The following is a 21,465-nucleotide window of genomic DNA, read 5'->3' on the forward strand; positions in this document are numbered from 1 at the left end:
TGGGGGTCCCCCGGGGGGCGCGCCCCCCTGTGGGGCCTTTCCTCCCCCTCCCCCGGGGGGCGGTCCCCCCCTCCCCCCCCCCCCGTGTCGACGTTCGGGCGTCACCCGGGGCGATGACAACGTCGTCACTCCCGAAGTGATCAAGAACGCTGCGAGGCCGCGGGTTCACGCCCCCTGGGGCTGCGGTATGGTCTGCCAACCCTTGGCATGGCAGATCGAGGAGCGTGCGCGTGTTCAACCGGAACCGATCCTTGCAGCAGATGGCGGCGATCGTGTCCATATCCCTGGTGGCCGGATGCAGCCTCCTGGGACAGGAGAGCTCCGACGACGCCGGACCGATCGTCGTGGGCACCACCAGTGCTCCCAGCACGCTGGATCCCGCCGCCGCCTGGGACGGCTCCTGGGAGTTGTTCCGCAACATCTACCAGACGTTGCTGAGCTACCCCAATGGAGCGACGAGTCCCCAGCCGGACGCCGCCAAGTCCTGCGTCTTCACGGACGGCACCAGCCGCGTCTACAAGTGCGAACTGCGCGACGGCCTCAAGTTCTCCAACGGCGACAAGCTGGACGCGAAGGCCGTGAAGTACTCGATCGACCGGATCAGGACGATCAACGCGGCCACCGGCCCCAACGGACTGCTGGGCAGCCTGGACAGCGTCGAGACGAAGGGAGAGCACGAGGTGCTCTTCCGGCTCAAAGAGGCCGACGCCACCTTCCCGTTCGTGCTCGCCACCCCGGGCATGTCCATCGTCGACCCCGACGACTACTCGGCGAAGGCCCTGCGCAAGGAGAACGGCATCGTCGGCTCCGGACCGTACCGGCTGCAGTCGTACGAGGAGGGCAAGCAGGCCGTACTCGTACGCAACGACAACTACGAGGGCTTCGCCGACCGCAAGAACGACGCGGTGACCATCCGCTACTTCCAGGACTCCGGCGAGATGGTCAAGGCCCTGCGCGGCCACGACATCGACATCACCTACCAGGGCCTCGCCGCCGACGACATCGTCGACCTGGACGGCAAGAGCGCCGCCAACGAGGGTCTCCAGCTCATCGAGGCCGCCGGCAGCAACATCAACTACCTGGTGTTCAACCCCAAGGACCCGTGGTCCGACCAGGTCGCCGTGCGCCGGGCCGTGGCCCAGGTCGTGGACCGGGCCGCGATCGCCCACGAGGTCTACAAGGACACCGTCGAGCCGCTGTACTCCATGGTCCCGTCCGGTCTGACCGGCCACACCACCGGCTTCTTCGACTCCTTCGGCAACCCGGACAAGGCCAAGGCGCGCAAGATCCTCACCAACGCGGGGATCACCGAGACCGTCCCGCTCACCCTCTGGTACACCACCGACCGCTACGGCTCCGACACCGCCCTCGAGTTCAAGGAGATCAAGAGGCAGCTCGACGCCTCGGGCCTGTTCTCGGTGACCCTGAAGAGCCGCCCCTGGAACACCTACGTGGTCGGCTACCAGAAGGGCGAGTACCCGGTGTTCGGGCGCGGCTGGGCCCCGGACTTCCCGGACCCGGACAACTTCGTCGCGCCCTTCGTCGGCGACCAGAACGCGCTCGGTACGCCCTACCCGGCGAAGAAGATCACGCAGGTGCTGCTGCCGCGATCCCGCGAGGAGAGCGACCGCGCCAAGGTCGTGGAGGACTTCGAGCAGGCCCAGCAGATCCTCGTCGACGACGCCCGGCTGCTGCCGCTGTGGCAGGGCAAGCAGTACCTGGCCTCGTCCGAGGAGGTCGCGGGCGGAGAGCGGTCCCTGGACCCGTCGACGATCATGATGATGTGGGAGCTGACGCGCAAGACCAGCTGGTAGGCCGTCGCCAGACCGTGCGCGGCGCCGGTTACGAGTATCAATGTCAGTGGTCGCCTGTAAATTCTGTGCTCTGCAAGTGACCGCACGACGCAAGGACGTTGACGTGACCGACATCGCCATGCTGCCCGAGTCCTGGCGCGGGGTTCTGGGCGACGAACTCCAGCAGCCCTACTTCAAGGAGCTGACGGAGTTCGTCGAGGAGGAGCGGGCGGCGGGTCCCGTCTACCCTCCGCGCGAGGAGGTCTTCGCCGCGCTCGACGCGACGCCGTACGAGCGGGTCAAGGTGCTCGTCCTCGGCCAGGACCCGTACCACGGCGAGGGCCAGGGGCACGGCCTGTGCTTCTCGGTTCGGCCGGGAGTGAAGATCCCGCCGTCCCTGCGGAACATCTACAAGGAGATGCACGCGGAGCTGGACACGCCGATTCCCGACAACGGCTACCTGATGCCATGGGCGCGGCAGGGCGTCCTGCTGCTCAACGCGGTCCTCACGGTCCGCTCCGGCGAGGCGAACTCGCACAAGGGCAAGGGCTGGGAGAAGTTCACGGACGCGGTGATCCGCGCGGTGGCCGACCGGCCCGACCCGGCCGTCTTCGTCCTGTGGGGCAACTACGCCCAGAAGAAACTCCCGCTCATCGACGAGACCCGGCACATCGTGGTCAAGGGCGCCCACCCCTCGCCGCTGTCGGCGAAGAAGTTCTTCGGTTCCCGCCCGTTCACGCAGATCGACGAGGCGGTGGCGCAGCAGGGCCACGAGCCGATCGACTGGACGATCCCGAACCTGGCCGACCAGGTCTGATCCGCCCCGAGTGCCAGTGGCCTGCCGCCGGGCCGGTTCCTCGTCGGACCGGCACGGTGCCGCCTGACCGGGATCGCGGATGCCTGCGGCTAGCGTCGTCGTAACGACGCAAGGAGGCCGAGGGTGGCGGAGCGACAGGGGCAGACGGTGCCGGACGCCCTGCTGACGCGGATCGGGCAGGTCGTGATGCTGCACCACGGGGGAGACCGCGAGGAGGCCAGGCGCAGGCTCCTCGACCTGTGGACGGAGATCGGCGAGGACGGCGCCCCGCTGCACCGCTGCACTCTGGCCCACTACCTGGCCGACACCCACGACGACCCCTCGGACGAACTGGCGTGGGACCTGCGGGCGCTCATGGCGGCGGAGGAGCACGTCGGCTCGGTCGAGGTACGGGCTCTCTATCCGTCCCTGCACCTCAACCTGGCGGCGGACTACGTCAAACTCGGCCGCGCCCAGGCCGCCCGTACCCATGTGCGCCGGGCACGCACGGCGGCCGTGGCCCTGGGGGACGACAGCTACGGGGACGGTGTACGGGCGGCGATCAGCAGAATGGAACTGAGACTGGGGCAGGGCCACGACGAGGGCGAGGACAGGGGGGAGTGGGAGGGCCGCGGCGAGTGGGAGCGGGAGTGGTGAGAGCGGTGAGGCGGTCCCACGGCACCGGCGCCACCTGAGCCCTCACCGCCCGTAGGCCTGCCGGCAGATCGACGCCTGCGGACTGTCACCCTGCCATCCGCCGTACCGCTTGCCGAGGGCGCACACATCCGTGTTCCCGCCTACCTCCTCCTGCGCGTCCGGGACCTCCGCGCGCGGCTGCGCGTGCCGCCGGGCTTCCGGACGCTCCGGCCGGGTGTACGGACGGCTGTGCGGACGGGAACGGGGCGAGGGCGGCTGTCCGGCCCCGCCGGCCCCCGGAACCGCCGGGGTCCGCCGCAGCTGCTGCGGTGCCGCCGGTTCCGGTCCGCGGGACGGCCCGACCATCTCCAGCGCCTCACGGGCCGGCGCCTGCACGACCTGCACCTCGGCCCGCCCTTCCGGTCGCGGCCCGGAAGGCCGGGACGGTGCCACCACCGGACCGGGGGCGGCCGGGTGCTGAATGGTCACGCATCCCGCGAGGGCCGAGACGGCCACGGTGACCAGGAGTGTCGCGGTAGTCGTCGTCGTTCGATGCACCCGCGCAACTCTGGCGGTTCCGTCCGCCGAAGCGACAGCGCAGAGGCGCAGGTTGCCCCGGACGGGTGATCTCGTACCCCGTTCGGTGGAGCTGGCCGACCGGTGCTGACGTCAGTCCCCGGCGGAACCGTCGATGCGCTCACGGATCAGGTCGGCGTGGCCGTTGTGCCGGGCGTACTCCTCGATCATGTGGGTGTAGATCCAGCGCAGGCTGAACGGCTCGTCCGTGAACCTGCTCGGGCCGCGGGAGAGCTCGTCCAGCTCGAAGTCCGCCGCGTACCGCCGGGCCACCTCGATCTCGGCCTGCCAGGTGGCGAAGGCCTCCGCCCAGGTGTCCCGCTCGGAGAGGTGGAACTCGCCGTCCGGGTCCTCGTCGCTGCAGTAGATCGGGTCCGCGCCGTCGCCCACGAGCACTCTGCGGAACCAGCTGCGCTCCACCTCCGCCATGTGCCGCACCAGACCCAGCAGGGACAGCTCGGACGGCGGCACCGAGGCGGTGCGCAGCTGCGCGTCGGTGAGCCCCTCGCACTTCCACGCCAGGGTCTGCCGGTGGTAGTCCAGCCACCCTTCCAGCATGGTGCGTTCGCCTGCGTTCTGAGCGGGCTCGGTGCGTCGCGTCGTCATCCCCGCATGGTGACTGTTGGCGGCCCCGCCGCACCACGGGTTTTCGCCGCGGACCGGCGGCAGCCGAGCGGGGAGGGGCCCGTATGCTGCCGTACGCAGTGGACCGGGTGGGCCCAGGTGGTGAGACTGGCAAGGGGACGGGCATTGCGACAGGAAACGCGGCAGGCAGTGAGGGAGCGCTCATGAAGGTCGGCTGCGTCGGACTCGGCGACATCGCGCAGAAGGCGTATCTGCCGGTGCTCGGCGCGCTGCCCGGGGTCGAGCTCCATCTCCAGACCCGCACGCCGGCCACCCTGGACCGGGTCGCCGACGGCCTCCGCCTCCCCCGCGAGCAACGCCATCACGACCTCGACGCGCTCCTCGCCGCCGGCCTCGACGCGGCCTTCGTGCACGCCCCCACGGCCGTCCACCCCGAGATCGTCTCCCGGCTGCTGGAGGCGGGCGTCCCGACGTACGTGGACAAGCCCCTCGCCTACGAACTCACCGACTCCGAGCGGCTCGTCACGCTCGCCGAGGCGGGGAACGTGTCCCTCGCCGTCGGCTTCAACCGGCGCTTCGCGCCCGGCTACGCGCAGTGCGCCGACCATCCGCGCGAGCTGATCCTCATGCAGAAGAACCGGGTCGGGCTGCCCGAGGATCCGCGCACGATGATCCTCGACGACTTCATCCACGTCGTCGACACCCTGCGCTTCCTGGTGCCGGGCCCGGTCGACGACGTGACCGTGCGCGCCCGCGTCGAGGACGGACTGCTGCACCACGTCGTCCTCCAGCTCGCCGGACACGGCTTCACCGCGCTCGGCGTGATGAACCGGCTCAGCGGCTCGAACGAGGAGATCCTCGAGGTGTCCGGACAGGACACCAAGCGCCAGGTCGTCAACCTGGCAGAGGTGATCGACCACAAGGGGCAGCCGACCGTGCGGCGTCGCGGCGACTGGGTGCCGGTGGCCCGGCAGCGCGGCATCGAGCAGGCGGTCCTCGCCTTCCTCGACGCCGTGCGCGCGGGCAGGGTGCTCAGCGCCCGGGACGCGCTGGCGACTCACGAACTGTGCGAGCGGGTGGTACGAGCGGTGCGGGAGCGGTCCTCCGCAGCCTGACCGCCCGCGCCCCCTCCGTGAGCCCCAGGGCCATGAGCACCAGCAGGGCCACCTGGACCGGCCAGTCGCCGTAGCGGACGTACGGGGTGACGCCGTCGGCGAGCGGGACGTCGTAGACGGCCGTCGTGCTCGCGTCCGTGCCCAGCCACGAGCCGACCCGCCGACCGCTCGGGTCGTACACGGCCGAGACGCCGGTGAGGGTCGAGTGGATGAACGGCCGCCCGGTCTCCGCGGCGCGCAGCGCGCCCAGCGAGGCGTGCTGCGCGGGTGCCCAGCTCCACTGGAAGGAGGAGGTCGACGACTGCGCGACCAGCACGTCCGCGCCGTCCTCGGCGAGGTGCCGGCTCATGTCGGGGAACGCCGTCTCGAAGCACACCATCGGCCCGATGCGCAGCCCGGGCCCGGCGTTCATCACGACCTGTCCGGTGCCGCGCCGCCGGTCCTCGCCGGCAGCCTTGCCGACGGAGGTGGCCCAGCCGAGCAGCGAGCGGGCGGGTATGTACTCGCCGAACGGCACCAGCCGCATCTTGTCGTACCGGTCGCCGGTCGGGCCACCCGGGCCGACGAGGATCGAGCTCTTGTAGATACCGGGCCGGTCCGAGCGCCGCGCGTCGACGTTGACGAGGATGTCGGCGTCGGTCACACGGGCCAACTCCGCGAGACGCCCGGCCAGATCCGGCCGCTCGGCAAGGTCGTGTCCGACGCTGCTCTCGCCCCAGACGATCAGGTCCACGTCCTGCCCGATCAGACGCCGGGTCAGCTGCTCCTCGCGGTCGAAGCGCCGGTCGGGCCCGTCGATCACGCCGGCCTGGACGACGGCGATCCGGGTCTGCCCGTCGGCGTCGGGGCGCGGCGCCCACACCCACGCGGCCGAGGCCGTCGCGGCGGTGGCGACGAGACCGGCGACGGCGGGCGCACGGGAGGCCGGAACGGAGACCAGGACGGCGGCCGACACGTTGACCGCCACCACCAGGAAGCTGAGCAGCCACACCCCGCCCACGGAGGCGAGCCGCAACGCGGGCTCCACCTGCCACTGACTGGCGCCGAGCATGCCCCAGGGCCCCCCGAGCCCCTGCCAGGAGCGGACGAGCTCGATCGCCAGCCAGCCCGAGGGCAGCACCAGCAGCGCGGCGAACACCCGCCCACGGGTGGGGATCACGTCCTTGGCCAGGAACCGGCGGACCAGCCACGCCCACGGAGCCCACAGGGCACCCAGCAGCGCGGCTATGACCAGGGTGAACACATGCAGACTCGGCAGCAGCCAGTGGTGCATCGCCAGCATGAAACCGAACCCGCCGCCCCATCCGTCGTACGCGGCCCGTCTCCCCGTCGGCGCGGAGCGGGTGAGCAGGATCCACGGGACGAGCGCGAGGTAGGCCCACCACCACAGAGCGGGGGCGGGGAACGCGAGCACGGGCAGCGCGCCTGCCAGGGCCGCGACGGCCGTACGCCGCCAGGGGGAGGTGAGCCAGTGTCCGAACGTCTTCATAGGGCACCTCCCTACCCGCGATGGGTGCCTTCATTGTGCGCGTCTCGGACGATCTCCGACAGGGCGTGTTCCGGCTCGGTCCGCCGGCCCCTCTGCGCCCCCGCCTCAGCCGGGCAGGCGCCGCCACTTCTCCCGGACGACCACCTCGCGCAGCCGCCATCCGTCGGCCGTCCGCACCAGACCGAAGCCGTACCGGCCGCCGCAGACGAAGTCCGGCGCACCGGCCGCCGAGTCGTCGTGGCCGTCGGCCAACCGCATCGGATTGACGTAGTCGGCCTGGACCCGGGCCTCGTCGCCCGTGTCGTGCTCCAGGACGCCGAAGCTCACCCGGCGGTTGACGATGAGGTGCTGCCGCATCGCGAACACCCGCATGCTCTCCGCGAGCCATGAGGCCACGTCCCCGGCCTCCCCCTCGATACCGCCGGCCGAACGGTAGTCCGCCCGCCCGTCCGACGTGAACAGTTCCCGGTACGCCGTCCAGTCACCGTCGTCGACCGCCACCGCGTAGTCGGTGATCAACCCGTCCACGGCCAGCCGGTCCATCACGGCGGCGAGCTCCACACGCTGCGTCATGGGCCTGAGTGTTGGGCATGCGAGGTGCGCAGCCAAGGTCTGTACGGGATCGATCCGGCATCGGCATCGACGGGGGATGGGCCGCGGGGTGCCGAGCGATACCGCGGGTGATGCGGGGTACTGGCGGCGATGCGAGGCCTTGCGGGGTGCTGCGGGCTGCTGCGGGGCACTGCGAGGCGTTGCGCCGCGGGTTAATTCGGTGGCCTCACGGACGGACGGGCGGTCAGGCTGCTGCCGTGAACGACCCGAACAGCACGATGAACCCGAATGACCAACCTGCGGAGCGGGAACCCAAGTTCCGCGTACGCGCCGTCCATACCGAGTCCACGATCACCGTCTACCAGGCGTACCGCCCGGAGATCGGCAACGCGGCCGCCCGCACCGGCCGCTTCCCCTCGGCGTGGAGCCGCGAGCGCATGACATGGATCAAGCCCAGCTTCCTGTGGATGATGTACCGCTGCGGATGGGCCACGAAGGAGGGGCAGGAGACCGTCCTGGCCGTCGAGATCACCCGGGAGGGTTTCGAGTGGGCGCTGCGGCATGCGTGTCTGTCGCACTACGTGCCCGAGCTGCACGCCGATCAGGCGGACTGGAAGCGCCGGTTGAAACGGTCGCCGGCGCGGGTGCAGTGGGATCCGGAACGCGATCTGCACCTCGATCCCCTGCCCCACCGCTCCCTGCAGTTGGGACTCGCGGGGGAGGCGACCGTGCGGTACGCGGACGAGTGGATCGTCGGGATCGAGGACGTGACGCCACTGGTGACAGAAGTGCACGCGCACGTGCGGGCCGGCGAACTCGGCCGTGCGACCGCGCTGTTGCCGCAGGAGCGGCCGTATCCGGTGGCGGAGGAGGAACTGGCCCACCTGCGGCGTTAGAACACTGCTCACCCTCATCACCGTGTTCTTCCGGCCACGGCCGAAGGGAGCCCCGCCGAGATCGGGCGTACGGCCGGGCGGAGCGTGCAAGGCCACGATGGTCACGCCCGAGGGCGGACAGTTCCCGCGGACCGGCTTTTCGAGCGTTCGGCTCTTGCCTTTTCGTGATCGTCCGGGCCAGGTCCGATCACATTGCGGGACTGTGCTGCAGGCCCTCCCCCCGCAGGTCAAGTGACCGGAGGGTAACCTCACCCCAGGGATCACACCCCAGCCGTAGACGGCCGGTGCGGCCGTCTCGCGGTTGTCGGAGGACCCGGGCTCGTGCGGCCCGAAGCCGTCCGGCGGCGGCCGCGCTCCGGCGGTTCGGCGGGTTCAGCCGACGAACTCGGTGAGGTCGATGGCGTGAACGGTCAGGGGAAATCCGTGTACCGGGTGGGTCGTTTCGCGCTCCGGTGCCATGCCGAGCTTGCGGCTGACGTTCTCGGAGGCGTCGTCCCCGGGCCGGATGATGCTGATCACCCGGTTGATACCACGGTCCTGGAGCGCGAACTCCAGCGTCGCGTGGGCGGCTTCGGACGCGTACCCCTGACCCCAGAACTGTGATCCGAGCCGCCAGCTGATGGCCACCGACGGCAGTGTTTCCGGCAGGAACCCGGGCATGGACAGGCCCGTGAAGCCGGCCAGTTCACCCGAGGCCAGCAGTTCGACGGCGAAGAGCCCGAAGCCCTCCTCGTCCCACTCCTCCTCCCACCGCTCGATGGCTTCCGCGGTCTCCTCCAGGTCGAGGACCGAACCGTCATCGACCCAGTGCATGACCTGCGGGTCGGCGTTGATGTCGGCCATGGGGACGAGGTCGTCGTCGTGCCAGCGACGGAGGAGGAGGCGGGGGGTACGGATCTCGGTCATGGTGACCATCCTGCCCGCGGCTGGAGCCTTACCGGTAATCGGCACCCCCCGTGGTCCGGCACTGGCCCGTGATCCGGCACCCCCCGGTGGTCCGGCACCCGCCGTGGTCCGGCACCGGTGCTGGGAGTGAGGGCCGGGACCGTCACCGTCGCGGGTTCGTCAGCGGTCGGTGTCCCTGGTGTCTCTGGTGTCCTTGGTGTCCGTGCTGATCTTGCTCTCCGTTGCCGGATGACGGGAGATCTGTTTGCGTGCCGTGCGCCATTGTGAGCGGGTCTGCTCCACCATGCTGTCCCACTGCCGGCGGACCTCGTGGTCGGAAGGGCGGTGGCCCTGACGGATCCTTTCGAGTTCGTCCCGTACCTCGCGTCCCAGCGCCGACGATCCGACCATGACCAGCATGGCCGCGAAGAGCGCGGAGATCATCGCGAAGACGGCTCCGACCACCCCGTAGCGCGCGGCGTAGGAGTTGAACAGACGCGGCAGGTAGACGGCCGCGCCCACCGTGTAGACCGCCGTCAGAACGGCGGCGGTGACGCCGAAGGGGAGGAGGTCCGACCGGCTGACCCGCTTCGCCGACAGGAGCCGGCCGCTCCAGACGAGGAACGCGGCGGTCACCGGTACCTCGCACACCGAGGCGACCAGGCCCAGTCCGCCTCTGCCGAGGAGCGCGGTGAGCGCGGCAGTGCACAGCGCGTAGCCCGCGAGGCTGAGGATCCACCACAGGCCGTTGCGCGTGTTGCGCACGCTGAGCGGGGTGAGTTCCCAGGTCTGTTCGACGAGCCGCTGCGCGGCCCGGGCGAAACTGAGGATCGAGATCGTCAGGAACAGGGTCCCGAAGATGCCCACGCTCGCACCGTTGTCCTCCGCGGGAGAGAACAGAGAGTCGACCGCAGTGGCGCCCGCTCCGGTGAGGTGGTAGCGCCTGATGATCCGCTCCGCGACGTCGTAGTGCACGAAGTTGCTGGAGAGGGCGCCGATGAGGACGGACAACGGGACCAATGCGGTCAACGCGCTGGACGCCAGCGCCATCGACCGGTCGAAACCCACGATCTTCTGGAACCGGTTGACGACGCGCAGCGCGAAGGCGGGACGCAGCCAGAACGTCAGTGTTCTGACGAGGCGCTCACGCTTGATCGTCGCCGTCCTGCCCTCCATGAAGATCGTGACCGTTGTGGCGACGCGAGCGTAACGGACGGTCACGAGCCGAAGCGGGACGACACGGGGAGCGGTACGTCGAGCGAACGGCTGGTACGCCTACCGGCTGACGTGAGCGACGCCGATCCGGAGATCCCGCTCTGCCGAGGGCGGGCGGAGGAAGGCCGACGGGGCGGTGGGAAGACCGAGGGAGCGGTGGGAAGACCGAGGGGGCGGAGGAGACGCCGAAGGGGCGGGCCAGGGCTCAGGCCGCCGTGACGACCTCACCGCGGATCGCGGTGGCCCACTCCACTACCAGCAGCTCGTACTCCGCCCGCTCCTGCGCGGAGAGCGAACCGCCCGCGCGCAGCCAAAGGGCCCGGATCCGCTCATTTAACTCGGCGGCGGACCGCACGGAACCAGAGAGCTCAGGGTTGGGCGACATGAGCCAAGCGTAGGCGCAAGCCCTGACAGTGCGCCACCGGACGGCTACGCGCACGGATATGGAGTTGGTCACGGCTGATCGATCAACTGCGCCGGCCCTACTGGGCGTTCCGGCGAGCTGTGACAGGCGGGCCGTGGCGTCAGGGCGAGTTGTGGCTGTGGAGGGCGGTCAGCCCGCCGACTCCGCCGCGTGCGGGCTCAGTGAGCCCGTCGCGACCAGGGCGATGATGACGATGCCGAGCGCGACCCGGTAGTAGACGAACGGCATGAAGGACTTGGTGCTGATGAACTTCATGAACCAGGCGATGACCGCGTATCCGGAGGCGAAGGCGATCACCGTCGCGAACATCGTCGGGCCCCATGCCACGTGGCCGCCCTCCACCGCGTCCTTCAACTCGAAGACACCGGAGGCCAGTACGGCCGGAATGGCCAGCAGGAAGGAGTAACGGGCCGCGGCCTCACGCTTGTAGCCCATGAACAGGCCGCCGCTGATGGTGGCGCCGGAGCGCGAGACGCCGGGTATGAGCGCGCAGGCCTGGCAGAGGCCGAAGATCAGGCCGTCCTTGACGCCCAGGTTCTCCAGGGTCTTGCGCTGCTTGGGCGCGCGGTGCTTGCCGCCCGTCTCGTCGCGGGCCGCCAGCCGGTCGGCGATGCCGATCACGATGCCGACGACGACGAGCATCGTGGCCGTGATCCGCAGATCGCGGAAGGGGCCCTCGATCTGGTCCTTGAGCGTCACACCCAGCAGGCCGATCGGGATCGAGCCGACGATCACCAGCCAGCCCATCTGGGCGTCGTGGTCCTTGCGCAACGTCTTGTCGAACAGCGATCGGCTCCAGGCGGAGATGATCCGCCCGATGTCCTTGCGGAAGTAGATCAGCACCGCGGCCTCCGTGCCGATCTGCGTGATCGCCGTGAAGGCGGCGCCGGGGTCCTTCCAGCCGGAGAACGCGGCGGTCAGCCGCAGATGCGCGCTGGAGGAGACGGGGAGGAACTCGGTCAGCCCCTGGACGAGTCCGAGGATGAGGGATTCAAACCAAGACATGAGGTTACGGAGTCCAAGTGCCGATCGGAGAGGGGCGACGGCGACGGCAGGCCCGTCGCGCGCGGTGATCCGGTGATCAAGTGCGTGCCGGGGGGAAGCGTAGCGTTCCCGGATGACAGCCCCGCCACAGGGGTTTCGCAGGCGCCACCCCGCCTCCCGTGCCGACGGCCCCCGACCCCGCCCCGTGAGCGACACGCAGCTCTCGCACGACGGGCACGCGCGGGTCACGCGGGCGTCCTGCCGGGCGGCAGCGTCCTCGTTCCGTCGGCGGTACTGACCTCGTTGCGTCGGCGGCAGCGTCTTCGTTCTGTCGGCGGTACTGACCTCGTTGCGTCGGCGGCAGCGTCCTCGTTCCCTCGGCAGTACCGCCCTCGTTCCGTCGGCGGCAGCGTCCTCGTTCCCTCGGCGGTACCGGCCCGTTCCGTCGACAGAGCCGACCCCGATCCATCGGCAGCGCGCGCGACCGCCGCGCCGGAGAGGCGTTCCCATGGTTGACCGGCCGCCTGGCCGCCGCATACGTTGCTGCTGATGGGAAAGCGCTTGCTGCGTGCGCGTACTGCACGCTTCCCCTCGGTTGCTGGCCCGCCCGGTCGTTCGGCCGTACGTCGGAGGAGTGCTGATCACGCCCATGCCCCCATCCACTCCGCTGCCCGACGGGCTCGCGGGCCGGCGTATCCGGGCCGCCATCATCGGCATCGGCGCCATCGGGCGCGGCTCCCATCTGCCCGCCCTCCAGCAGCTCGCCGCCGAGGGCGAGACCGAGGTCGTTGCGGCCGTTGACATCGATGCCACCGCCGTCGAGTCCTTCTGCGCGGAGAGCGGGGTCCCGCACGCGTACACCGACCTGGAGCGCATGCTCGCGGAGCAGCGCCCCGACCTGGTGACCATCTGCACCCCGCCGACCCTGCACCGCGAGCAGAGTGTGGCCGCGCTGCGGGCCGGCGCCTGGGTGTGGTGCGAGAAGCCGCCGGTGCCGACCCTCGCCGACTACGACGCCGTGCAGGCGGAGGAGGGCGAGGCGGCCGGGCCGTACGCCTCGATCGTCTTCCAGCACCGTTTCGGATCCGGGACGCGGCATGTGCGGCGACTGCTCGGCGAGCAGGCCCTCGGGCGGCCGCTCGTCGCGCACTGCCAGACCACCTGGTACCGCGACACCGCCTACTACGCGGTGCCCTGGCGCGGTCGCTGGCAGACCGAGGGCGGCGGTCCGGCGATGGGTCACGGCATCCACCAGATGGACCTGCTGCTCGACCTCCTCGGGCCGTGGAGCGAGGTGCGCGCGATGGCGGCCCGGCTCGTGCACGACGTGGAGACGGAGGACGTGTCCACGGCTCTGGTCCGCTTCGAGAGCGGGGCCATGGCGACGGTCGTCAACAGCGTCCTGAGTCCCGACGAGGTCAGCCGCATCCGTATCGACTGCGAGCACGCCACGGTCGAACTCACCCACCTCTACGGTCATTCCAACGCCAACTGGCACATCACCCCCGCCCCGGACGTCCCGGGCGGCCGGGCGGCGGCCTGGCAGGACTTCGGCCCGGACGTCCCGAGCTCGCACCTGGCGCAGCTTCGTGAGCTGGTCGCGAGCATGCGCGCCGGCCGGCGGCCGCGCAGCAGCGGCGCGGACGGGCGCACCAGCCTGGAGCTGATCGCCGCGCTGTACAAGTCGGCGTTCACCGACATGACGGTGAGGCGGGGCGAGATCGGCCCCGGTGACCCGTACTACACCGCCATGCACGGCGGCGCCGATGGCTGGGCCCCCGGCACGGCCACGGCGGCCGTGCCCACGGTGACGGACCCGGCCGCGACGAAGGCTGAGGTGCCCGCGTGACCGGCGACCTGCGTCTCGTCCACGCGCACGGCGACCGCGTCACGGTGACCGACCCGGCCACCGGCGTCGAGCTGCTCGCCTACGTCTACCGCCCCGAGGCCGCGTGGGAGGCGCCGCGGCCGTACATCCACCCGCTGCGGACCCTCGCCGGTGACGTCGTCACCGACTACCGGCCCAACGACCACCGCTGGCACAAGGGGTTGTCGCTGACCGCCTCGCACCTCTCGGGCGCCAATCTGTGGGGCGGCAACTCGTACGTGCACGGCGAGGGGTATCTCGAACTCCCCGAGCGGGTCGGGTCGATGGCGCACGTCGGCTTCGACGAGGTGTCGGCCGACGGCGGCCGGGTAGTCATCGCCGAGCGGCTGACCTGGCATCCGCACAGCGGTGAGCTGTGGGCCGAGGAGGCCCGCAGGATCGAGGTGCACGACGTCGACCCGGACTCCGGTTCCTGGTCGCTGACCTGGACCAGCGCCGTCACCAACCGCCGTGACGAGCCGCTGCGTTTCGGCAGCCCGACCACCGCCGGGCGGGAGCTGGCCGGCTACACGGGGCTGTTCTGGCGCGGCCCGCGCGCCTTCCGGGACGGCCGGATCATCGGCCCGGAGGATGAGGGCCCCGGTCTGATGGCCTCGCAGAGCCCCTGGCTCGCCCTCTCCGGCGAACACGACGGCACCGACGGTCACGCCACCGTCGTCTTCGCGCACGCCCCCGAGAACGACCACTCCGGTGCACGGGGGACGCACCCGGCCCACTGGTTCGTCCGCAACGAGCCCTTCGCGGGCATCGCCCCGTCCTGGGCGTTCTTCGACGAACTCGAGCTCGCCCCCGGCGACACGCTCACCCGCCGCTACCGCGTCGTGGTGGCCGACGGTGCCTGGAAGCGGGAGGAGATCGCCAAGTACCTGGAGGCGCATCCGTGGTGAGCGGGTTCGGGGGACTGCCCGGTGGGGTCGCCGTCTCGCGGCTGCGGGTGTACGACTGGCCCGCCGCCGACGGCCTGCGCGGCGGAACTCCCCATATGCACCTGACGTGTTCGGAAGGGTACGTCGTCACCGGCGGGCGCGGTGCGGTGCACACCCTGACGTCGTCAGGCTACGAGGTCACGCCCCTCGAACCCGGCACGGTCGCGTGGTTCACGCCGGGCACCATCCACCGGCTGATCAACGAGGACGACCTGCGCATCACCGTTCTCATGCAGAACAGCGGGCTGCCGGAGGCCGGTGACGCGGTCCTCACCCTGCCGCCGGAGTATCTCGCCGACCCCCGGACGTACGCCGCCGCGACCGTGATCCCGGCCGACGTCCCGCGGGAGGAGCAGGCCCGGATCGCCCGTGCCCGGCGCGATCTCGCGCTGGAGGGCTACCGGGCGCTGCGCGAGGCGCGGGACGGTCCGGCGGCCCTGGCCGCCTTCCACCGGTCCGCCGCCGCGTTGGTGGAGCCCCGGCTCGCCGAGTGGCGCGAGCGCTGGCTCAGCGGTGCCCGGTCGGCCGCACAGGCCACGGGGGAGCAGCTCGACCGACTCTCGGGCGGCGACGCGTCCTACCTCGCCGAGGCCGCCGTACGGGCCGAACGGCCTTCGGCGCACGGGAAGTTCGGGATGTGCGGATGGCTGGACGTGTACCCGCTGCCGTAGAGCCGGGCGATGACCGCGCCGCGGCCCCCGCAGCGGACGGCTCTCAGGCCTGGAGCTTCCGGAGCTGCGCGGTGATCAGCTCTTGCGGCACCTCAGCCGGAGAGCCGGTGCCGCTCGCGGTGCGGAAGAGGACGACCGTGGCGCCGCTGCGTACGACCACGAACGCGTCCGCGTCGTCTCCCTGGGGCCGCGGAGTGAACGCGACGGCGTCGTCGCCCGCGTCGGGGGCGGTGGTGGTCCTGGCGGTGGTGCGAGCGGGCACGCCCCCCTCGTAGGCGGTGCACCTCTTCAGGGCCGTGCGAAGTCCGTCGAGGACGCCCTCGGCGTGGGACTGGTCGTACGCCATGAGGCCGATGGTGGTGGCGGAGCCGCCGTGGGGCCCGCTCCGGGGAAGGCGAGGAGGCCGGCGAACGCCTCGGGGCCCGGGTCGGGCGAGGCGGTGCGCATGTTCTGCAGCGGCCGGCAGGCCGCGGGCCGGGCGGTCGAGTCGTCACCGGGCTGACCGGAACCAAGGCAGCCGGTGCACGGCGGGGTGCGGCTTCAGGCGGCCGACGGGCCTGTCACCGTCCAGCCCGGTGCCTGCGGGTGGGCGACCAGGTCCTCGTGGCGTACCCGGTCGCCGCAGGCCGAGCAGGTGACCACCGGCATCAGCTCGTTGCCGCAGATGTGCTCGAGCACCATGGGACGGTCGTCGTCCTTGCGCAGATGGCGGTCGCCCCACGCCATGAGTGTCATCAGAGCCGGCTCCAGTTCGAGCCCCGCCTGCGTGGGCAGGTACTCGAAGCGCTGCGGGCGCTCGCTGTAGGCACGCCTGGTCAGGATCCCGGCGTCGACGAGGCGGCGCAGCCGGGTGGCCAGGATGTCGCGCGGAGCGCCGATGTTGCGCACCAGCTGGTCGAAGCGGCTGTTGCCCAGGCACACCTCCCGCAGGACGAGCAGCGAGTACTTCTCGCCGACGACGGCGAGGGTGTCGGCGATCGAGCAGGGGCGCGGGTTCTTGGGGGCGGCCATGGCGACGAGTCTAGGGGAGGGTTGGAAAACCGGACCCGAGTGGGTTGGGTTTTCCAACTCGCAGGGTTATGGTGAGTCCGGATTTCCTACTCACCAGTAGTCATCGCTGCTCGTGCTCGTCATGGAGGCCCCGAACATGCGTGACGCAGTCATCGTCGAAGCCGTACGCACCCCGATCGGCAAGGGCAAGCCGAACGGCTCCCTCGCCCACGTCCACCCCGTCGAACTCCTCGCCCACACCCTGCGCACCCTCGTCGAGCGCTCCGGCGTCGATCCCGCGCTGATCGACGACGTCATCGGCGGCACCGTCGACCAGGTCGGCGAGCAGGCCATGAACACCACCCGTTACGCGCTGCTCTCGGCGGGCTTCCCGGAGACGGTCCCCGCGACCACCGTCGACCGGCAGTGCGGCTCCTCCCAGCAGGCCGTGCACTTCGCGGCCCAGGGCGTCATCTCCGGTGCGTACGACCTCGTCGTCGCCTGCGGTGTCGAGTCGATGAGCCGGGTGCCGATGTGGTCCAACGTGCCGCCCGGCAAGGACCCCTTCGGCCCCGGTGTCGCCGCGCGCTACCCGGAGGGGCTCGTCCCGCAGGGCATCAGCTCCGAACTCATCGCCGCCAAGTGGTCGATCACGCGGGAGCAGATGGACGCCTTCGCGGTCTCCTCGCACCACAAGGCCGCCGCGGCCTGGGAACGGGGGCTCTTCGACGCCGAGGTCGCACCCCTGGACGGCGTCTCGCGCGACGAGTGCGTACGGCCCGGGAGCACCCCGGAGATCCTCGCCGGACTCAGGCCCGCCTACTACGACCCGGACTTCGCCGAGCGCTTCCCGCAGATCGAGTGGAACGTCACCGCGGGCAACGCGAGCCCGGTCAACGACGGCGCGTCGGCGGTGCTGATCACCTCGGGCGAGACCGCCGCCCGGCTCGGCCTGCGCCCGCTCGCCCGGCTGCACAGCTTCGCCGTCACCGGCTCGGACCCGCTGCTGATGCTGACCGGCGTGATCCCGGCGACCGAGAAGGTGCTCCGCCGGGCGGGGCTGCGGCTCGACGACATCGACCTCTTCGAGGTCAACGAGGCGTTCTCCAGCGTCGTCCTCGCCTGGCGGCAGGAGACCGGCGCCGACCTGGCCCGGGTCAACGTGCACGGCGGCGCGATCGCGCTCGGACATCCGCTCGGCGCGAGCGGTACCCGGCTGACGACCACGCTCGTCCACGCGATGCGGGAACGCGGCGCCCGTTACGCCCTCCAGACGATGTGCGAGGCGGGCGGGCTGGCCAACGCGATGGTGCTGGAATCCGTGTAACGGCCCGGCGGACGGGGACTGCCGGTCGACGGTCGACGGTCGACGGCTACGGCTACGGGCGGCGCAGGTGGTGGCGTTTGCGCCAGGCCACCACCGCGCCGATCAGCGCCGGCAGGGTGATGCAGGCCATGGCGATCAGGAAGGCCGGCGAGGTCGGGGAGGAGGCACGGGCGCCGGCGACGACGTACGCCGCGGTGTTCGGGACCGAGCCCAGGGCGGTCGCCACCAGGAAGGACAGCCAGCCCATGCGGGAGACGGCGGCGCAGTAGTTCGCGGCCCAGAACGGGATCCCCGGGAACAGACGGGCCGCCAGCATCGAGCGCATGCCGTGCCGACTGAGCTGGCCGTCCGCCGCCTTGAGCAGCCGACCGCGCAACAGCGGGCGCAGCGCGTCCTGTCCGAGGAGCCGACCGAGCCCGAAGCTGATCCCGGCTCCCAGAACCGTGCCCGCCATGGCCGCGCCGATGCCCCACTGCGAGCCGAACAACGCGCCCGCGGCCAGGTTCAGCAGCGGCCGCGGCACGAACGCCACGGTGCACAGGCCGTACGCCACCGCGAAGACCGCGGCCGCCGAGGCGCCGCCCAACTGGGGTGGCCAGCCGTCCGTGAGGAGCTTCTGCGGCTCGAAGAGCAGCACGCTCGACGCGGCCGCCGCGAGCAGCGTGACCAGCAGCGCGAGACGCGACCAGGGCGAGAGGAGCACTCTCGTGCAGCGCGCGGCGAGGCCGGTGGGTGCTGCGGCCGCCGGAGCGACGGACGCGATGACGGGCACGGGAGCGAGCGCGGGGACGACGAGCTCCGTGGCGGTGGCCCGGGGAGAGGCCGTGGCGGTGCCCCCAGAGCGGGTGGTGGCATCGAGCATCCCGCGACACTAACCGACGGACATGTGTGATCGCCGTATGGTTCGTCTCATGACCGTCACAGGTGCGGACACGAACGGCGCGCCGGACAGCGTTCTCGCCGATGTCGTGCTCGAGCGGCTGACGGCCGCGTACGAGGCCGCGGCCGACCCGGGCCGGGCGGCGGCCATGCACGCGTACATGAAGGGCGTCGCCCCGTTCCTCGGCCTCCCCACCCCCGCCCGCCGGGCCCTGTCGCGCACCGTCCTGGCGGGCACGCCGCGCCCCGACGAGGGCGACTGCACGGCGATCGCGCTGCGCTGCTGGGCGCTGCCGCAGCGCGAGTACCACTACTTCGGCGTCGACTACCTGCGCCGGTACGCGCCACGCCTCTCGTCGGCGTTCCTGCCCGTGGCCCGCCGGCTGGTGACCACGACGTCCTGGTGGGACACGGTCGACGCGCTCGCCGCACACGTGGTCGGCACGCTCGTCGCGGCCGACCGCCGGCTCGGCGCCGAGATGGACGCCTGGATCGCCGACGAGGACCTGTGGGTCGTCCGCACCGCCCTGCTCCACCAGCTCCGCCGCAAGGACCGCACGGACACCGACCGCCTCTTCGCCTACTGCCTGCACCGGTCCGGCCACCCGGACTTCTTCGTCCGCAAGGCCATCGGCTGGGCCCTGCGCGAGTACGCGAGGACCGACCCGGCGGCCGTCCGCACCTTTGTCACCCGCGAGCGGGAACGGTTCGCCCCGCTGACGGTGCGTGAGGCGCTGAAGAACATCGGGGACCCGGCCTAGCGGTTCACGGGAGCCGCAGGCGGGGCGCCTCGTCGTCCGGGGTGTGCGGACTCGCGAAGTGGAAGGGCACCGACAGGTGTGCCGCCAGGGCCCTGCCCACCTGGTCGGCGACGGCCGCGCAGGGATGGTCCAGGGCCGGATCCGTACCGGCGAGGTGCGGTTTCGCCGTGCGCCGGTAGATGGTGGCCAGCGGCTGCTCGCCCTCCGGGTCGGCGGTGAGGGCGTACAGGATCACGAACCAGTCGTGGACCGTGTCCCCGTCCCAGACGGCCTCGATCGCCGCCACACGGCCCGGCGCACCGGACGCGCGGGCGTTCAGCGAATCCAGGTCCAACGGGTCGTCGGGGGTCCGGGCGATGCGGTCGCCGTGGTGGGAATAGCGCTCGCCGACGACGAGTTGAGCCTCTTGAAGGCCGAGACCGTGGGCCCGTCCGGCCTCCCAGGCGACGCGGACCGCCCGAAACCAGGCGTCCTGGAGGACGAAGCCGTCGACCTGCTCACGGACGCCCTCCGGCAGCAGCCGCCACCATCGCTCCCACGCCTCCGTCCCGCTCATGTCGGTCATCAGGACCGTAACCCTCCCCATCCGGCGAAAACCATTCGACGCCGAACGAACCGTCGGCAATGATCGGCACCATGTTCCGGTACGCCTTCCTCCTCGCAGCATCCGCCCCCGCGGATACGCCGAAGGCTGCCGTCCCGCTCCTCGTGGCCGCTGTCGACGGCGCCCGAAGCTGACCCTCTCCGGATCGTCCGGCGGACCCCGCAGGGGGAGGGTCGGTCAGGTTTCCGGGGTCCCCACTTCCTACGGACACGCTTCGAGGTACAGCCATGCCCAAGACCGCTTACGTGCGGACCAAACCACACCTGAACATCGGCACCATGGGGCACGTGGACCACGGCAAGACCACCCTGACCGCCGCCATCACCAAGGTCCTCGCCGCCCGCGGGACCGGCACGTTCGTACCGTTCGACCGCATCGACCGGGCCCCGGAGGAGGCCGCGCGCGGTATCACCATCAACCTCGCGCACGTCGAGTACGAGACCGACACCCGGCACTACGCGCACGTGGACATGCCGGGCCACGCCGACTACGTCAAGAACATGGTCACCGGTGCCGCGCAGCTCGACGGGGCGATCCTCGTCGTCTCCGCGCTCGACGGGATCATGCCGCAGACGGCCGAACACGTCCTGCTCGCCCGCCAGGTGGGCGTCGACCACATCGTGGTCGCGCTCAACAAGGCCGACGCCGTCGACGACGGAGAGGACGCCGAGCTCGTCGACCTCGTCGAACTGGAGGTCCGCGACCTGCTCACCGAGCACGGCTACGGCGGCGACTCCGCGCCCGTCGTCAGGGTGTCGGGGCTGCGGGCCCTGGCCGGCGACCCGCGCTGGACGGCGTCGATCGACGCGCTGCTCGACGCGGTGGACACCTATGTGCCCATGCCCGAGCGGTACCTGGACGCGCCGTTCCTGCTGCCCGTGGAGAACGTGCTCACCATCACCGGCCGGGGGACGGTCGTGACCGGCGCGGTGGAGCGCGGGAGGCTCCGCCTGGGGGACCAGGTCCAGGTGCTCGGCGCGGGAGTCGAGACCGTGGTGACGGGCATCGAGACCTTCGGGAAGCCGATGGAGGAGGCGCAGGCCGGGGACAACGTGGCGCTGCTGTTGCGCGGGGTGCCCCGGGACGCCGTCCGGCGGGGACACGTGGTGGTGGCGCCGGGGAGCGTGGTGCCCAGCCGGCGCTTCACGGCGCGGGTGTACGTCCTCTCCGGGCGCGAGGGCGGTCGGACGACGCCCGTCTCGACCGGCTACCGGCCGCAGTTCTACATCCGTACGGCGGACGTCGTCGGGGATGTGGACCTGGGGCAGATGCCGGTCGCGCGGCCGGGGGACACGGTCGGCATGACCGTCGAACTGGGTCGTGAGGTTCCGCTGGAGCCCGGCCTCGGCTTCGCCATCCGCGAGGGCGGACGCACCGTGGGCGCGGGAACGGTGACAGCCGTTCTGTGAGATGGACCGAGCCGCGCGGCCGGGGTACGCGGCCGGGGTACGCGTGGGGCGGCGGGCCGAATAC

At 71.3% G+C, this 21,465-nt stretch carries 23 protein-coding genes; 11 read left to right on the forward strand and 12 right to left on the reverse strand.

Features of this window, described 5'->3' with window-relative positions; genetic code table 11:
- Positions 1-230 precede the first annotated feature (230 nt).
- From ACFWBB_RS39760 to ACFWBB_RS39770, 3 genes are all read left to right on the forward strand, one after another.
- Positions 231-1,814: an ABC transporter substrate-binding protein gene (locus ACFWBB_RS39760; RefSeq protein WP_385283265.1), complete on the forward strand. Its 1,584-nt coding sequence runs from the start codon at positions 231-233 to the stop codon at positions 1,812-1,814.
- Positions 1,815-1,917: 103 nt separating this feature from the next.
- Complete coding sequence (gene ung, locus ACFWBB_RS39765; protein ID WP_385283268.1) at positions 1,918-2,610, forward strand: uracil-DNA glycosylase; 693 nt, start codon at positions 1,918-1,920, stop codon at positions 2,608-2,610.
- A 123-nt stretch (positions 2,611-2,733) separates the two neighbouring features.
- Positions 2,734-3,246, forward strand: coding sequence for a hypothetical protein (locus ACFWBB_RS39770; protein ID WP_385283270.1), 513 nt, complete (start codon positions 2,734-2,736; stop codon positions 3,244-3,246).
- A gap of 42 nt (positions 3,247-3,288) precedes the next feature.
- Here the strand turns inward: ACFWBB_RS39770 and ACFWBB_RS39775 are convergent, their stop codons facing one another.
- On the reverse strand, positions 3,289-3,783 hold the full coding sequence (locus ACFWBB_RS39775) for a hypothetical protein (RefSeq protein WP_385283273.1): 495 nt from the start codon (positions 3,781-3,783) through the stop codon (positions 3,289-3,291).
- A 111-nt stretch (positions 3,784-3,894) separates the two neighbouring features.
- Positions 3,895-4,407, reverse strand: coding sequence for a DinB family protein (locus ACFWBB_RS39780; protein ID WP_385283276.1), 513 nt, complete (start codon positions 4,405-4,407; stop codon positions 3,895-3,897).
- Between the two features lie 182 nt (positions 4,408-4,589).
- On the opposite strand from ACFWBB_RS39780, the gene ACFWBB_RS39785 reads away from it, so the two are divergent.
- A complete protein-coding gene (locus tag ACFWBB_RS39785) occupies positions 4,590-5,501 on the forward strand; it encodes a Gfo/Idh/MocA family protein (RefSeq protein ID WP_385283279.1) in 912 nt (303 codons plus the stop codon).
- Here the strand turns inward: ACFWBB_RS39785 and lnt are convergent.
- Both lnt and ACFWBB_RS39795 read right to left on the reverse strand, forming a co-directional pair.
- Complete coding sequence (gene lnt / locus ACFWBB_RS39790; protein WP_385283283.1) at positions 5,419-6,990, reverse strand: apolipoprotein N-acyltransferase; 1,572 nt, start codon at positions 6,988-6,990, stop codon at positions 5,419-5,421. The two genes, ACFWBB_RS39785 and lnt, sit on opposite strands and share 83 nt — an antisense overlap.
- Positions 6,991-7,095: 105 nt before the next feature.
- Complete coding sequence (locus ACFWBB_RS39795) at positions 7,096-7,563, reverse strand: nuclear transport factor 2 family protein (RefSeq protein ID WP_385283285.1); 468 nt, start codon at positions 7,561-7,563, stop codon at positions 7,096-7,098.
- Positions 7,564-7,820: 257 nt separating this feature from the next.
- Here ACFWBB_RS39795 and ACFWBB_RS39800 point away from each other — a divergent pair, with 257 nt between their 5' ends.
- Complete coding sequence (locus ACFWBB_RS39800; protein ID WP_385283324.1) at positions 7,821-8,438, forward strand: DUF4291 domain-containing protein; 618 nt, start codon at positions 7,821-7,823, stop codon at positions 8,436-8,438.
- 372 nt (positions 8,439-8,810) lie between these two features.
- On the opposite strand, the gene ACFWBB_RS39805 is transcribed toward ACFWBB_RS39800, so the two are convergent.
- From ACFWBB_RS39805 to ACFWBB_RS39820, 4 genes are all read right to left on the reverse strand, one after another.
- Positions 8,811-9,344 (reverse strand): GNAT family N-acetyltransferase, encoded by a 534-nt coding sequence (locus ACFWBB_RS39805; protein ID WP_385283288.1) that lies wholly within the window; start codon positions 9,342-9,344, stop codon positions 8,811-8,813.
- A 159-nt stretch (positions 9,345-9,503) separates the two neighbouring features.
- Positions 9,504-10,544, reverse strand: coding sequence for a hypothetical protein (locus ACFWBB_RS39810; protein ID WP_385283291.1), 1,041 nt, complete (start codon positions 10,542-10,544; stop codon positions 9,504-9,506).
- Between the two features lie 199 nt (positions 10,545-10,743).
- Positions 10,744-10,923 (reverse strand): hypothetical protein, encoded by a 180-nt coding sequence (locus tag ACFWBB_RS39815; protein WP_385283294.1) that lies wholly within the window; start codon positions 10,921-10,923, stop codon positions 10,744-10,746.
- A gap of 168 nt (positions 10,924-11,091) precedes the next feature.
- The gene (locus tag ACFWBB_RS39820) at positions 11,092-11,967 is read right to left on the reverse strand and encodes an undecaprenyl-diphosphate phosphatase (RefSeq protein ID WP_385283296.1); all 876 of its coding nucleotides are present in this window, start codon (positions 11,965-11,967) and stop codon (positions 11,092-11,094) included.
- 628 nt (positions 11,968-12,595) lie between these two features.
- On the opposite strand from ACFWBB_RS39820, the gene ACFWBB_RS39825 reads away from it, so the two are divergent.
- The 3 genes from ACFWBB_RS39825 to ACFWBB_RS39835 are packed head-to-tail and all read left to right on the forward strand — an operon-like array spanning position 12,596 to position 15,431.
- Entirely contained in the window at positions 12,596-13,795 is a 1,200-nt protein-coding gene (locus ACFWBB_RS39825; RefSeq protein WP_385283298.1) for a Gfo/Idh/MocA family protein, read from the forward strand.
- Positions 13,792-14,721 (forward strand): PmoA family protein, encoded by a 930-nt coding sequence (locus tag ACFWBB_RS39830; protein WP_385283300.1) that lies wholly within the window; start codon positions 13,792-13,794, stop codon positions 14,719-14,721. Before ACFWBB_RS39825 ends, ACFWBB_RS39830 begins: the two co-directional genes overlap by 4 nt.
- Positions 14,715-15,431 (forward strand): cupin domain-containing protein, encoded by a 717-nt coding sequence (locus ACFWBB_RS39835; RefSeq protein ID WP_385283303.1) that lies wholly within the window; start codon positions 14,715-14,717, stop codon positions 15,429-15,431. The genes ACFWBB_RS39830 and ACFWBB_RS39835 overlap by 7 nt, the downstream gene beginning before the upstream one ends.
- A 43-nt stretch (positions 15,432-15,474) precedes the next feature.
- Here the strand turns inward: ACFWBB_RS39835 and ACFWBB_RS39840 are convergent, their stop codons facing one another.
- Together ACFWBB_RS39840 and ACFWBB_RS39845 are read right to left on the reverse strand one after the other, a co-directional pair.
- A complete protein-coding gene (locus tag ACFWBB_RS39840) occupies positions 15,475-15,777 on the reverse strand; it encodes a hypothetical protein (protein ID WP_385283306.1) in 303 nt (100 codons plus the stop codon).
- A gap of 194 nt (positions 15,778-15,971) precedes the next feature.
- Complete coding sequence (locus ACFWBB_RS39845) at positions 15,972-16,442, reverse strand: winged helix-turn-helix transcriptional regulator (protein WP_385283309.1); 471 nt, start codon at positions 16,440-16,442, stop codon at positions 15,972-15,974.
- 136 nt (positions 16,443-16,578) lie between these two features.
- Here ACFWBB_RS39845 and ACFWBB_RS39850 point away from each other — a divergent pair, with 136 nt between their 5' ends.
- A complete protein-coding gene (locus ACFWBB_RS39850) occupies positions 16,579-17,748 on the forward strand; it encodes a thiolase family protein (RefSeq protein WP_385283311.1) in 1,170 nt (389 codons plus the stop codon).
- Between the two features lie 52 nt (positions 17,749-17,800).
- Here the strand turns inward: ACFWBB_RS39850 and ACFWBB_RS39855 are convergent, their stop codons facing one another.
- A complete protein-coding gene (locus ACFWBB_RS39855) occupies positions 17,801-18,610 on the reverse strand; it encodes a TVP38/TMEM64 family protein (protein ID WP_385283313.1) in 810 nt (269 codons plus the stop codon).
- Positions 18,611-18,659: 49 nt separating this feature from the next.
- Between ACFWBB_RS39855 and ACFWBB_RS39860 the strand changes: the two genes are divergently transcribed.
- Positions 18,660-19,388, forward strand: a complete 729-nt coding sequence (locus tag ACFWBB_RS39860; RefSeq protein ID WP_385283315.1) for a DNA alkylation repair protein — start codon at positions 18,660-18,662, stop codon at positions 19,386-19,388.
- Between the two features lie 4 nt (positions 19,389-19,392).
- Here ACFWBB_RS39860 and ACFWBB_RS39865 read toward each other — a convergent pair whose 3' ends face one another.
- Positions 19,393-19,953, reverse strand: a complete 561-nt coding sequence (locus ACFWBB_RS39865; protein ID WP_385283318.1) for a hypothetical protein — start codon at positions 19,951-19,953, stop codon at positions 19,393-19,395.
- Between the two features lie 266 nt (positions 19,954-20,219).
- Between ACFWBB_RS39865 and tuf the strand changes: the two genes are divergently transcribed.
- Positions 20,220-21,401, forward strand: coding sequence for an elongation factor Tu (gene tuf, locus ACFWBB_RS39870; protein WP_385283321.1), 1,182 nt, complete (start codon positions 20,220-20,222; stop codon positions 21,399-21,401).
- Positions 21,402-21,465: the final 64 nt, after the last annotated feature.

Source organism: Streptomyces sp. NPDC060000 (assembly GCF_042737375.1).
In the GTDB taxonomy this organism is placed as follows: Bacteria; Actinomycetota; Actinomycetes; order Streptomycetales; family Streptomycetaceae; genus Streptomyces.

Coding starts and splice junctions, on each gene's coding strand:
- ACFWBB_RS39820 (WP_385283296.1), bottom strand. CDS start 11,967: ATGTCTTGGTTTGAATCCCTCATCCTCGGACTCGTCCAGGGGCTGACC.
- ACFWBB_RS39825 (WP_385283298.1), top strand. CDS start 12,596: ATGCCCCCATCCACTCCGCTGCCCGACGGGCTCGCGGGCCGGCGTATC.
- ACFWBB_RS39840 (WP_385283306.1), bottom strand. CDS start 15,777: ATGGCGTACGACCAGTCCCACGCCGAGGGCGTCCTCGACGGACTTCGC.
- ACFWBB_RS39850 (WP_385283311.1), top strand. CDS start 16,579: ATGCGTGACGCAGTCATCGTCGAAGCCGTACGCACCCCGATCGGCAAG.
- ACFWBB_RS39785 (WP_385283279.1), top strand. CDS start 4,590: ATGAAGGTCGGCTGCGTCGGACTCGGCGACATCGCGCAGAAGGCGTAT.
- ACFWBB_RS39780 (WP_385283276.1), bottom strand. CDS start 4,407: ATGACGACGCGACGCACCGAGCCCGCTCAGAACGCAGGCGAACGCACC.
- ACFWBB_RS39845 (WP_385283309.1), bottom strand. CDS start 16,442: ATGGCCGCCCCCAAGAACCCGCGCCCCTGCTCGATCGCCGACACCCTC.
- ACFWBB_RS39865 (WP_385283318.1), bottom strand. CDS start 19,953: ATGACCGACATGAGCGGGACGGAGGCGTGGGAGCGATGGTGGCGGCTG.
- lnt (WP_385283283.1), bottom strand. CDS start 6,990: ATGAAGACGTTCGGACACTGGCTCACCTCCCCCTGGCGGCGTACGGCC.
- tuf (WP_385283321.1), top strand. CDS start 20,220: ATGCCCAAGACCGCTTACGTGCGGACCAAACCACACCTGAACATCGGC.
- ACFWBB_RS39855 (WP_385283313.1), bottom strand. CDS start 18,610: ATGCTCGATGCCACCACCCGCTCTGGGGGCACCGCCACGGCCTCTCCC.
- ACFWBB_RS39860 (WP_385283315.1), top strand. CDS start 18,660: ATGACCGTCACAGGTGCGGACACGAACGGCGCGCCGGACAGCGTTCTC.
- ACFWBB_RS39795 (WP_385283285.1), bottom strand. CDS start 7,563: ATGACGCAGCGTGTGGAGCTCGCCGCCGTGATGGACCGGCTGGCCGTG.
- ACFWBB_RS39800 (WP_385283324.1), top strand. CDS start 7,821: ATGAACCCGAATGACCAACCTGCGGAGCGGGAACCCAAGTTCCGCGTA.
- ACFWBB_RS39805 (WP_385283288.1), bottom strand. CDS start 9,344: ATGACCGAGATCCGTACCCCCCGCCTCCTCCTCCGTCGCTGGCACGAC.
- ACFWBB_RS39815 (WP_385283294.1), bottom strand. CDS start 10,923: ATGTCGCCCAACCCTGAGCTCTCTGGTTCCGTGCGGTCCGCCGCCGAG.